The organism is Streptomyces gobitricini, from assembly GCF_039532985.1.
In the GTDB taxonomy this organism is placed as follows: Bacteria; Actinomycetota; Actinomycetes; order Streptomycetales; family Streptomycetaceae; genus Streptomyces; species Streptomyces gobitricini.
Map to the genome: position 1 here is coordinate 32,908 of NZ_BAAASR010000030.1, position 11,198 is coordinate 44,105.

Below are 11,198 nucleotides of genomic sequence, written 5' to 3' on the forward strand. Positions count from 1 at the left end.
GAGCGGGGCGGGGCCGGGGCGGCGGGCCGGGGTCACCGGGCCGAGCGCGCGGCACGTGTCCGCGACCAGGCCTCCCGGGTCAGGGCGTACTCCACGTCCCCGTGCTCGGAGCCGTCGATCACCTCCGGCCACTGCTCGAAGAACGTCCGGACGTACGTCAGCCCGCACTTCTCCAGCACCCGGCGCGAGCCCGCGTTGACGGTCATCGTCTGCGCCGTCACCCGGCGCACCCCCAGCTCCCGGAAGCCCTTGTCGATCAGCGCCCCGGAGCCCTCGGTCGCGTACCCCCGGCCCCACGCCGACCGGCGCAGCCGGTAGCCGAGTTCCACCACCCCCTCCACCGCCGACGGCTCCAGCGCGAACCAGCCCAGCCACTCACCCGTGCCGCGCTCCTCGGCGGCCCAGAAGCCCGGCCCCATCAGCCGCCGCAGCGCCCCGGCCCGCACCTCCTCGCGCGACACGGGCCGGCCGCCGTTGATGTACCGCATGACCAGGGGGTCGTTGTCGAGTGCCACCACGTCGTCCAGGTCGTCCTCCGTGACCGTGCGCAGCACCAGCCGGGGCGTTTCCAGCAACACACTCATGGCACCGGATCCTGCGCCCGCGCACCGCCGCGCCGCAACGGCATTCCGGCGTGTGGCCGTGGAGCGTCCGGGTAGGCGCACCCGATGAGTACGAGCAGCACCAGGGCCGTACGAGCCGGCCGCCGGACCGTCGACATCCACCGCCCGGACAAGGTCCTCTTCCCCGAGGACGGGATCACCAAGGCGGACCTCGCCGACTACTACCGATCCGTCGCGTCCTTCATGCTGCCGCACCTGCGCGGCAGGCCGCTGATGCTCGAACGGCTACCCGACGGCATCGACGGGCCCCGCTTCATGCAGAAGGACACGCCCGCCGGCTACCCCGACTGGGTCCACCGTGCCGAGGTGGCCAAGGAGGGCGGCACCGTCACCCACACGGTGTGCGACGACACCGCCACACTGGTCCACCTCGCCGACCAGGCGTGTGTCACGCTGCACCGCTGGCAGTCGAAGACCGGCCGCCTGGAGTCGCCGGACCGCATGGTGTTCGACCTCGACCCTCCCTCGGCTTCCAGCGGGGGCACGCCCCCCGAGGGCGACTTCGACGCCGTACGCCGAGCGGCACACCTCCTCGGTGAACTCCTCGACACGCTCAGGCTGCCCTCGACCCTCATGACCACCGGCTCCAAGGGCCTGCACGTCATCGTCCCTCTCGACGGGCACAGCGATTTCGACGAGGTCCGCGCCTTCGCGCACGACGTCGCCGAGACCCTCGCCGCCGCCCACCCGGACGAACTCACCACCGCACCACGCAAACAGGCCCGGGGCGACCGCCTCTACCTCGACGTCCAGCGCAACGGGTACGCCCAGACCGCCGTCGCGCCCTACTCCGTGCGCGCCAGCCCCGGCGCCCCCGTCGCCACGCCGCTGCGCTGGGACCAGTTGGACGACCCGGCCACCCACGCCCGTCGCTGGACCATCGCCACCGTGCTCGAACAGGCGCGCAGCGCCCCCTGGGACGGCTCCGCCGCACGTCCGCGTGCCCTCGGCCCGGCCCGGCGGCGGCTCGACGCGCTGCGCTGAACCGGCACCGAGCACGGGCCAAGGGTTTGCGGATCCACGTCACGGCAACCAGGAGAGCGAGGCACCCATGGCGAACACATCAGAGAACACATCAGAAGCATCGAACACATCAGAAGCATCAGAGGACACCGAGAAGACCGAGAACACCAGCGCCCGGGCGAAAAGCGCCCGGGCACAACAACAGCCCCAGGAACAGTCGCCGGGCCCCATGCAGGTGTTGCGCGGCGCATGCGCTCAGCTCGCCGAACTCACCGGCATGGAAGCCGAGTCGGTGTCGTCGTTCGAACGCACCGAGGACGGCTGGACGCTCAACGTCGAAGTGCTCGAACTGGCCCGTGTCCCCGACACGATGAGCCTGCTCGCCTCGTACGAGGTCGAACTCGACGCGAACGGCGAGCTCAGTGGCTACCGGCGCGTCCGCCGCTATGAGCGCGGCAGGTCCGACCGTTCCTAGGGAGGGAGGCACCCCACCATGACCGTTGTTCCGGCACAGCAAGGCGGAAGCGGTGGCACCAGCGGCCTGTACGACGTCCTCGAACTCGTCCTGGACCGCGGGCTCGTCATCGACGCGTTCGTCCGCGTGTCCCTGGTCGGTATCGAGATCCTGAAGATCGACGTACGGGTCGTCGTCGCGAGCGTCGACACCTACCTCCGCTTCGCCGAGGCCTGCAACCGCCTCGACCTGGAGGCCGGCCCCCGCAAGGACCCCGGCCTGCCCGACCTGGTCGGCGAGATGACCGAGTCCGGCGCCCGCGGCAAGTCAAAGGGAGCGCTCTCCGGCGCCGCCGAAACCATCTCGGACGCCCTCAAGGGCTCGCCCAGCGGCACGTCCGGCCGCACGTCGTCCCGTAAGAAGGAGGAAACGGAGTGAGCACGTACGTCTACGGGATCGCGCGGAGCTCACACCCCGGCCTCCCCGAGAAGATGGGCGGCATCGGCGAGCCGCCGCAGCCCGTCCGCGTCCTCAAGCACGGCGCCCTCGCCGCACTCGTCAGCGACGCGCCCGAGGACCTCAGGCCCAAGCGGCGCGACCTGATGGCCCACCAGAACGTCCTCGCCGAGGCGGGCGCGGCCGGCGCGGTCCTGCCCATGCGGTTCGGCGGCGTCTCACCCGACGACGACGCCGTCCTCGCCGTCCTCGGCGACCGCGAGGAGCACTACCTGGAGCGGCTGCGGGCCCTCGACGACAAGGTCGAGTACAACGTGAAGGCCAGCCACGACGAGGAAGCCGTCCTGCACCGGGTGCTCGCCGACAACCCCGAGCTGCGCAAGCTCAGCGAGGCCAACCGCGCGGCGGGAGGCGGCACCTACGAACAGAAGCTGGCCCTCGGCGAACGCGTCGCGGCCGCCGTCCAGCAGCGCGAGGCGAGCGACGCGGTGCTCGTGCAGCAGTCGCTGGAGACCGAGGCCACCGATGTCCGTCCCGGCCCGGAGAGCGGCGGCTGGCTGGCCAACATCTCCTTCCTGGTGGAGCGGGACCGCGCCGACGGCTTCGTCGCCGCGATCGACAAGCTCCAGCAGGGGCAGCAGCACCTCGTGCTCCAGGTGAACGGCCCGCTGCCGCCGTACAGCTTCGTGGAGTAGAGACAGGCAGACAGACAGACGGACGAGGGAAGGACCGAGCATGGGCCTGCTGGGAGAACTGCTGCTGCTGCCGGCAGCGCCCCTGCGCGGCACCGCCTGGGTGCTGCGCCAAGTGGTGGCGGAGGCCGAGCGGCAGTACTACGACCCCGCCGCCGTACAACGCGAACTCTCCCGCCTCAACCAGCTGCTTGAGGCGGGGGAGATCGACGAAGAGGAATTCGACCGCCGGGAGGACGAGCTCCTCGACCGCCTGGAGAAGGGCCCGAGACAGACATGAGCACCCCACGCCCCAGCGGCCTGCCCAGCCCGTACGCCTCCGAAGGCAGCAGCGCGAACCTCGCAGACATCCTCGAACGCGTCCTCGACAAGGGCGTCGTCATCGCCGGTGACATCAAGATCAACCTGCTGGACATCGAGCTGCTGACCATCAAGCTGCGTCTCGTCGTCGCCTCCGTCGACCGGGCCAAGGAGATGGGCATCGACTGGTGGGAGAGCGACCCGGCGCTCTCCTCCCGGGCCCGCGGCAGCGAACTGGCCCGCGAGAACGCCGACCTGCAGCGCCGCATCGCCGAACTGGAGGGACGCACCGCATGAGCACCACCGACCGGCTGCGTTACGTGTACGCCGTCACGCGACCGTTCGAAGGCGTCCTGCCCGAGGGGGCCCACGGGATCGGCGGCGAACCGCCCCGGCTGCTGCGCCACGGCGACCTGGTCGCCGTCACCGGCGCCGTCCCGCCCGAGGACTTCGACGAGGCGCCGCTGCGCGCCCGGCTGGAGGACCTCGACTGGCTGGCCGACACCGCGCGCGCCCACGACGCCGTGATCGCCGCCCTGTCCACGGTGACCTGCCCGATCCCGCTGCGGCTCGCGACCGTGTGCCGCGACGACAGCGGCGTGCGGCGCCTCCTGGAGGAGGGGCACGACCGTTTCGCACGGGCCCTGGAACGCCTGGACGGCCGGGTCGAGTGGGGCGTCAAGGTGTACGCGGAGCCCGGCGCCGCCGAGGAGGCGGAACCGCAGACGCCCACGAGCGGGACGAGCGGCCGGGACTACCTGCGCCGACGGCTGCACGCCCGCCGCAGCCGCGACGGCGACTGGCAGCGCGCCGACGCCCTGTGCCGCCGGCTGCACGGCGAGCTGTCCCGCTACGCCGAGGCCGGCACCGTCCACCGCCCGCAGGACGCCCGGCTCTCCGGGGCCCCGGGCGTCAACGTGCTCAACGCCGCCTATCTGGTGGACCGCACGCGAAGCGAGGAGTTCGTCGAGCTGGTCGAGGCGGCGTCCGAGCCGGGCGTACGCGTCGAACTCACCGGGCCCTGGGCCCCGTACTCGTTCGCCGGCATCGCCGACGAGGAGGTTCCGGCCTCCACGCCGGAGGTCCCCGCACCGGCTCCGGAGGCCGCCGCGTCCGCGCCGGAGGCCGCCGCACCGGCTCCGGAGGCCGCCGCGTCCGCGCCGGAGGTCCCCGCACCGCAGGAGGCGGGCCGGTGACCGCCCCGGTGGCACGGGCGGCCCCGGAGCCCCTGGCCGAACGCCGGATCGCCCTGGTCGACCTGCTGGACCGGCTCCTGGCGGGCGGCGTGGTCCTCAGCGGGGACCTGACCCTCCGGATCGCCGACGTCGACCTCGTACGCGTCGACCTCAAGGCGCTCATCAGCTCGGTGAGCGAGGACGTCCCCTCGCCCTTCGGGCCCGGCGGGGAGGTGGGCCCATGACCGCGTCGCGCCGCAAGGTGGAGCTCGATCCCGACACCGTGGAACGCGACCTCGCGCGGCTCGTCCTGACGGTCGTGGAACTGCTGCGGCAGCTCATGGAGCGGCAGGCGCTGCGGCGGGTCGAGGGCGGTGACCTGACCGAGGAGCAGGAGGAGCGGATCGGTCTGACGCTGATGCTGCTGGAGGACCGCATGGAACTCCTGCGGACGCGATTCGGACTCGAGCCGGAGGACCTCAACCTCGACCTCGGGCCGCTCGGGCCGCTCCTCTGAAACCGGCGGGCGCCACCCGTACGACCGGGGGAACTTCGCGCGCGTCGCTCCTCACCACCACGGCCGGGCGGCCGGATCAGCAGATCATCACCCTCGTGGTCGCAGTCCACGCCGCACGGCCCCGGCGATGAGGGAAAGGCTCCGACATGCCCGTCGTCAACAGAGCAGGACGCCATGTGCTCACCGGCGCGGTGTGCGCCGGGCTCCTGCTCGCGGGGTGTGCCGCTCCCCGCCAGGCCCAGGGTCCCGCCGGCGGGGCGAAGGAGACGGCCTCGTCCGCCGCGGCCCACGGAGCGCCCCGGCCGGCCCCACCCGCCGAGATCCCCGGCCTCGGGCCGGCCACCCGCTCCCGCATCCCGGCCACCAGCAGCCAGGCCCTCGTCGTCAAGGGCGACGGACCGCACTCCCACCAGTCGACCGCCGTGCTCTACGAGCGTGACCCGGCGGCGGGCTGGAAGACGGTCAGCCAGCCGTGGCCCGCGCACAACGCCCTGCGCGGCTGGACGGCCCACCACCGTGCCGGGGACCTGCGCTCGCCCATCGGGGTGTTCGCCCTGGGGGACGCGGGGGGACGCCTGCCCGACCCGGGCACCAAGCTGCCCTACGACCGCAGCGAGGAGTTCAACATGCCCGGCACGGGGTTCCTGGGCGAACCGCTGGAGGGGTCCTTCGACCACGTGGTGGCCATCGACTACAACCGCGTCCCCGGCACGTCACCGCTGAACAAGGTGCGCCCCCTGGGCGCCGCCAAGGGCGGCGGTGTCTGGATCCACGTCGACCACGGCGGGCCCACCCGTGCCTGCATCTCCCTGCAGCGGGACGACATGAGGCAGTTGCTGCTCGCCCTGGACCCGGCGAAGAACCCGGTCGTCGTGATGGGCGACGCGGGCACGCTCGGCCGGTGAGCCCGGTGAGCCCGGTGAGCCCGGTGAGCCCGGTGAGCCCGGTGAGCCCGGTGAGCCCGGCGGCTCCGGGGAGCCGGCCGGGTCAGGGGGCGGGCGTGGGGCGGTAGACCGTCAGCGCCTCGTCGTTCTTGTCGATGGACAACTCCGGCGGGGCGTCCGTCACCTCGCCGTCGTACGCGAGCGGCGTCCCCGGCGCCAGGCCCGAGATCCGCACCCGGCGCAGCTTTTCGGCGGCGTGCACCGGCGACCGGCTGAGCGGCCCGGCGAGCGCGGCCGCCAGCAGGCGCAGCCCCGGCAGTCGGCCGGCGTGGACCACCCGGACGTCCAGCATGCCGTCCGCGAGGTCGTGGCGGCGGCCCGGGGTGGGGCCCATGCGCCGGTAGACGCAGTTCCCGGCGAACAGCAGCCACAGCGGCCGCCGCCGCCCGTGCACCTCCGCCTCCAGCGGATGCTCGCCGCGCAGCACCTTCAGCGAGGCCAGGATTCCGGCGGGCCAGCCGCCGATCCGGGGCGACCAGTGCTCCCGCAGGCGTACCAGCTCGGGGTACACGCCCAGGCTGAAGGTGTTGACGAAGTACCCGTGCGGCGCGCCGTCCGGGCCCGGGGTGAACCGCCCCAGGTCCACGCGGACCGCGTCGCCCGCCGACAGCGCGCGGCAGGTGTCCTGGACCGTCTCGATGCCCAGGTCGTACGCGAAGTGGTTGAGCGTGCCGCCCGGGAACACCGCGAGCGGCAGGCCGTACCGCGCGGCGGCCGCCGCCGCCCGGTTCACCGTGCCGTCGCCGCCCAGGACGCCCAGTGCCCGGCACCGCCCGGAGGCGGCGACCTTCTCCACCACCCGCGAGATCTCGTCCGGTTCGCAGTCCAGCACCTCCGCACCCGGCAGCGCGTCCCGCACCAGGTCGGTCGTGTCGCCGGTGCCGGAGCCCAGGTTGGCGACCACCACCAGTCCGGCGCCGCCGGGTAGGGCCGGCGCGTCGGTGTGCGGGCGCCCCGGAGCGGGCAGCTGTGAGCGGGTCGGCACGGCGCCGCGTACGGCGAAGGCGGCGCCCACGCCGAGCGCCGCGCCGACGAGCACGTCGCTCGGATAGTGGACGCCCGTGTAGACGCGGGAGAGCGCCACGGCGGCGGCGACCGGGGCCACGGCCGCGCCCCAGCCCCTGGACTCCATGAGGACGCCGGTCGCGAAGGCGGCGGCGGACGCGGAGTGGCCGGACGGGAACGACGTGGTGAACGGCTGCTTCTTCAGCTGCCGTACCACCGGCACGGCGTCGAGCACCGGCCGGGCGCGGCGCACGGACCGCTTGCCGACCGTGTTGATGGCCGCGGACGCCAGCGCCAGGGACGCCACGCCGCGTAGGGCGGCGCGCCGCGAGCGCGCGTCGCGGCCGAGCAACGCCATTCCGGCCGCCGCGCCGAACCAGAGCAGCCCGTGGTTCGCCCCGTGGCTCAGCCGGGGCAGTACCGGGTCACCGCCGGGCCAGTGCCGGGTGGCGACCCGGTGGAACACCTCGCGGTCCCAGGCGCTGAGACGGGCGGTCACCCGGTCACGTACGGTCTCGGCGGGCTGCGCCCCGTAGGAATCCGACATGTCCCGCGCGTACCCCCTCGGCCCCGCGCCCACGCGTCACGCTCACCCACCCGGTCCGCCCTCGTCCCCACCCGCTCCGCCCTCGTCCGCGGGACCCGCCCGGCAGCCGCTCACGCCTGCCGAGACCCTCGGTTCCGGATCGCCCCGAACCGGGCGGCCCGGGGCCCGCAACCCCGCCAGCCGGGCCGCCGGCCGTGGGGGTATGGGCCCGGCCACGGCCACGGCCACGGCCGGGGCCCGCTGCCCCGGCGCCGCCGACTCCGGTCGCCGGCATCACCGGCGACCACCGTGCGGCGCGGCACCGGCACCGGCGCGGTCCGGGGACGGCGCCCGTGCCGGTACGGCCGGTCACGCGCGGGTCAGGCGGGTTCCGCCTCCCGCTCCCGCTCCTTGTCGGCGTACGGCCAGCGCAGCAGCCCGCCGAGACCGCCGACCGGGACGTCGTCGTCGGTCTCGGGCCGCACGCGCAGCACCTCGGCGCCCGTCATGATCGCCGAGCGGAGCAGGGCGTCGTCGGCGCGGGCGGGCAGCGGCTCCCGCTCGCCCAGGTAATGCGTCTCGCTGCGGCGCACCGCGATCTGGTCGGGCTCCGCGCCCACCCACACCTCGCGGTGCGCGTCGGGCCCCTCGGGGCGGATGAGCAGCTCGGCGATCCGGTGCTCACGGGCCGCCTCGACCAGCGCGGGTACGCCCTCGGCCGCGGACGGCGCGCCGCCGCCGGAGGAGCGGGCGGCGCGGAACCGGTCCAGCTCCTGCTCGGCGAGCAGCCGCAGGTGGTCCTGCCGGGCGGCCTCCACGTCCTCGTCCAGCAGCCGTACGCCCGAACCCGGTGCGCGGCCGCCGTGCTCGCTCTCCACGGCCAGGGGGCGGACCTCGGCGGGCAGCCGCTCGTGCACCGAGCGCCGCTCACGGACGTCACCGGCGAGCACGATCAGGTCCGCGCCGGTTTCCTCCTCGCACTCGACGAGGGCCTCCGCGATCCGTTCCGCGTTCTCCTCCCAGGTGTTCTCCACGGCCAACTGGAAGTGCCGCTCGGACCAGTCCGCCGTGGCGGTGCGGTGCACGGGCCAGTCGCGACCCTCCACCTGCCCGGCCGGACTGCCGCCCAGCGGGCTGCGCAGTTCCAGGTCGGCGCCGGTGCGGTCGATGTACGCGACCAGACAGACCGGTTCCTGCGCCGCCAGGTCCAGCAGCGGGGCCAGCCGGGGCAGCGCGGCCCACGTCACGTCGGCGGGCGCCTGGGGGCGGCGGGTCAGCGGAGGATCGAGGACGACCTCGCCGTGCGACGCGAACACCGCGCGCCCGACCTCGCCCGACGGGCGCGGCCAGGTGGTCAGCGCGTCGTACACGGCTTGCTCGGTGGCCGGGTCGCAGCCCTGGTCGGCCAGCGACCGGCAGGCGTCCCTGGCTTGCAGCTCCAGTCGCTCCCGCGCGGACTCGTCGACCCGCGACGTATCCAGGTACACACTGGCCCACGGCCCGGGGCGGTCGAAAAGGCTGGTCAGAAAGGCGAGTTGCATGGCTCCCTCCCAGAGGCCGGAAACGGGGTCCGGGACGAGTACCCGAGACACCATCGGCCACACAGATCACTCGCCTGGCGTCCGGAGCGGGAGCGGGGAAGAGTGGACAGGGTGACAGCAGTGGATCCACGGAGGTGACCCCCGGTGCCGAACCCCCATGTGCCCAGTACGCTCCTCGCCCGGCACGGCGAGGCGCTCGACCTGTTCGGCGCGCGGGTGCACGCCGTCCGCGCGGACCAGTGGGACGCCCCGACACCCTGCACCGACTGGACGGTGCGCGACCTGGTCAACCACCTCACCGCCGAGCAGCTCTGGGTGGCGCCGCTGGTCCGGGAGCGGCGGACCATGGAGCAGATCGGTGACGCCTTCGAGGGCGATGTCCTCGGGGAGGACCCGGTCGGAGCGTGGGACCGGGCCTCGGCACGATCCCGCGACGCGTTCCTGGAGAAGGGTGCCCTGGACCGTACGGTGCACCTCTCGTCCGGCCCCGCACCGGCCACCGCGTACTGCTCGCAGATGGTTTCCGACCTGGTGATCCACGCCTGGGACCTGTCCCGGGCGATCGGCGCCGACGAGCGGCTGCCGCGGGACCTGGTCGACTTCGCCGTACGGGAGGTGTCCCCGTACGCCGACAGCCTCGCCGGGAGCGGCCTGTTCGCCCCGCGCGTCGAGCCCCCGCGGGGCGCCGACGAGCAGACGAAGTTGCTGGCGATGGTCGGCCGCGAGGCCTGACGGCACGCGCACCACCGCGCCCGGCACGGCACGGGCGACACGACGAGGCTCCTCGTCCGCCGCGCGGGACGAGGAGCCGGCCCGGGTTCGGGCGTCCGGAGGGTTCAGCCGCCCGAGGCCTTGGCGAACTCCGCCGTGAACGCCTCGCAGAAGGCCTTGAGGTCGTCGGGCTTGCGGCTGGTGATCAGGGTGCTGGGCCGTGCCTCGCACACCTTCACCTGCTCGTCCACCCACTCGCCGCCCGCGTTGCCGATGTCGGTCCGCAGGCTCGGCCACGAGGTGAGCGTACGGCCGCGCACCACATCGGCCTCCACCAGCGTCCACGGGGCGTGACAGATCGCCGCGACCGGCTTGCCCGCCTCGAAGAAGTCCCGCACGAACGCGACGGCCTTCTCGTCCATGCGCAGGAAGTCCGGGTTGGCGACGCCACCGGGGAGCACCAGGCCGCCGTAGTCGTCGGCCGAGGTGTCGGCGACGGTCCGGTCGACGGGGAAGGTGTCCGCCTTGTCGAGGTGATTGAACGCCTGGATCTCGCCCGGCTCGGTCGAGACGAGCACGGGGGTGTCACCGGCGTCCTTCACCGCCTGCCAGGGATCGGTGAGCTCTACCTGTTCGACGCCTTCGGGCGCCACGAGAAACGCGATCTGCACAGTGGTTCCTTTCTGGCTGTCATGACTGACTGCTGTGGTGGCCGTACCGCTGTGGCGGCCGCACGGCTGTGGCCGTGGCCGTCGTACGGGCCGGTGCGGCCGTCGTACGGGCCGGGCCTCTCATGCCGGGCTAGGCGGGGTGCGGTGGCCGCTCCAGCGCCACGGCCACGTCCTGGACGCTGCGGTAGGTGTGGTCGCCGGGCAGCGCCGCCACCCGCTCCACGAGCGGATCGGGCGCGTGCCGCTCCCGCAGGACCCGCAGCAGGTCACCGCGGTGCGCCGGGAACGGCGTACGGGCCAGATGCCGGCCCAGCTCCAGGCGCAGCGCCTCGAACGGGTCGGTGTGGACCCGGGGCGGCGCCAGTTCCGGGTCGTCCTCGGCAACCGGCTCCGGGTCGTGCCACTCCTCGCTCCTCGTCGGGTGCCCGGACCTGAGCAGCCCCTTGAGCTGGTGCTTCATCTCATCGTCCTGGCGGCGGCTGAGCCGGTCGCTCCCTCGCTGCATGGCGCCCTCCACGATCTTGCGTGTGCGGTCGCCGGGCGGGTACCCGGAGGGGCCGGGGCAAACCCGGGTTTGGGGGCGGGGGAGCGGGGGACTCGCGGGTGCGGGCACGAGCGGC

General features: G+C 73.9%; 16 protein-coding genes. 11 read left to right on the forward strand and 5 right to left on the reverse strand.

The window, feature by feature from the left end; genetic code table 11:
* Positions 1–32: 32 nt before the first annotated feature.
* Positions 33–584, reverse strand: a complete 552-nt coding sequence (locus ABD347_RS24840) for a GNAT family N-acetyltransferase (RefSeq protein ID WP_344365218.1) — start codon at positions 582–584, stop codon at positions 33–35.
* Between the two features lie 84 nt (positions 585–668).
* Between ABD347_RS24840 and ligD the strand changes: the two genes are divergently transcribed.
* From ligD to ABD347_RS24890, 10 genes are all read left to right on the forward strand, one after another.
* Positions 669–1,607, forward strand: a complete 939-nt coding sequence (gene ligD / locus ABD347_RS24845; protein WP_344365220.1) for a non-homologous end-joining DNA ligase — start codon at positions 669–671, stop codon at positions 1,605–1,607.
* 67 nt (positions 1,608–1,674) lie between these two features.
* Positions 1,675–2,061, forward strand: coding sequence for a gas vesicle protein GvpO (locus tag ABD347_RS24850; protein ID WP_344365223.1), 387 nt, complete (start codon positions 1,675–1,677; stop codon positions 2,059–2,061).
* 18 nt (positions 2,062–2,079) lie between these two features.
* Positions 2,080–2,478, forward strand: coding sequence for a gas vesicle structural protein GvpA (locus ABD347_RS24855; protein ID WP_344365226.1), 399 nt, complete (start codon positions 2,080–2,082; stop codon positions 2,476–2,478).
* Complete coding sequence (locus tag ABD347_RS24860) at positions 2,475–3,191, forward strand: GvpL/GvpF family gas vesicle protein (protein WP_344365228.1); 717 nt, start codon at positions 2,475–2,477, stop codon at positions 3,189–3,191. The genes ABD347_RS24855 and ABD347_RS24860 overlap by 4 nt, the downstream gene beginning before the upstream one ends.
* A 40-nt stretch (positions 3,192–3,231) precedes the next feature.
* The gene (locus ABD347_RS24865; RefSeq protein WP_344365230.1) at positions 3,232–3,468 is read left to right on the forward strand and encodes a gas vesicle protein GvpG; all 237 of its coding nucleotides are present in this window, start codon (positions 3,232–3,234) and stop codon (positions 3,466–3,468) included.
* Positions 3,465–3,785, forward strand: coding sequence for a gas vesicle protein (locus ABD347_RS24870; RefSeq protein WP_344365233.1), 321 nt, complete (start codon positions 3,465–3,467; stop codon positions 3,783–3,785). The genes ABD347_RS24865 and ABD347_RS24870 overlap by 4 nt, the downstream gene beginning before the upstream one ends.
* Complete coding sequence (locus ABD347_RS24875) at positions 3,782–4,684, forward strand: GvpL/GvpF family gas vesicle protein (RefSeq protein WP_344365236.1); 903 nt, start codon at positions 3,782–3,784, stop codon at positions 4,682–4,684. Before ABD347_RS24870 ends, ABD347_RS24875 begins: the two co-directional genes overlap by 4 nt.
* Complete coding sequence (locus ABD347_RS24880) at positions 4,681–4,908, forward strand: gas vesicle protein (protein ID WP_344365238.1); 228 nt, start codon at positions 4,681–4,683, stop codon at positions 4,906–4,908. The genes ABD347_RS24875 and ABD347_RS24880 overlap by 4 nt, the downstream gene beginning before the upstream one ends.
* Complete coding sequence (locus tag ABD347_RS24885) at positions 4,905–5,180, forward strand: gas vesicle protein K (RefSeq protein ID WP_344365240.1); 276 nt, start codon at positions 4,905–4,907, stop codon at positions 5,178–5,180. Before ABD347_RS24880 ends, ABD347_RS24885 begins: the two co-directional genes overlap by 4 nt.
* A 146-nt stretch (positions 5,181–5,326) precedes the next feature.
* The gene (locus ABD347_RS24890; RefSeq protein WP_344365243.1) at positions 5,327–6,085 is read left to right on the forward strand and encodes a hypothetical protein; all 759 of its coding nucleotides are present in this window, start codon (positions 5,327–5,329) and stop codon (positions 6,083–6,085) included.
* Positions 6,086–6,167: 82 nt separating this feature from the next.
* Here the strand turns inward: ABD347_RS24890 and ABD347_RS24895 are convergent, their stop codons facing one another.
* Positions 6,168–7,676 carry a bifunctional phosphatase PAP2/diacylglycerol kinase family protein gene (locus tag ABD347_RS24895; protein WP_344365245.1) on the reverse strand — a complete coding sequence of 503 codons (1,509 nt, stop codon included), beginning with the start codon at positions 7,674–7,676 and terminating at the stop codon, positions 6,168–6,170.
* A 359-nt stretch (positions 7,677–8,035) separates the two neighbouring features.
* Entirely contained in the window at positions 8,036–9,196 is a 1,161-nt protein-coding gene (locus ABD347_RS24900) for a baeRF2 domain-containing protein (protein ID WP_344365247.1), read from the reverse strand.
* A 144-nt stretch (positions 9,197–9,340) separates the two neighbouring features.
* Here ABD347_RS24900 and ABD347_RS24905 point away from each other — a divergent pair, with 144 nt between their 5' ends.
* Entirely contained in the window at positions 9,341–9,928 is a 588-nt protein-coding gene (locus ABD347_RS24905; RefSeq protein WP_344365248.1) for a TIGR03086 family metal-binding protein, read from the forward strand.
* A 104-nt stretch (positions 9,929–10,032) separates the two neighbouring features.
* Here the strand turns inward: ABD347_RS24905 and ABD347_RS24910 are convergent, their stop codons facing one another.
* Together ABD347_RS24910 and ABD347_RS24915 are read right to left on the reverse strand one after the other, a co-directional pair.
* Entirely contained in the window at positions 10,033–10,578 is a 546-nt protein-coding gene (locus ABD347_RS24910; protein ID WP_344365250.1) for a type 1 glutamine amidotransferase domain-containing protein, read from the reverse strand.
* A 130-nt stretch (positions 10,579–10,708) separates the two neighbouring features.
* Entirely contained in the window at positions 10,709–11,083 is a 375-nt protein-coding gene (locus ABD347_RS24915; protein WP_344365253.1) for a DUF2795 domain-containing protein, read from the reverse strand.
* Between the last annotated feature and the right edge of the window lie 115 nt (positions 11,084–11,198).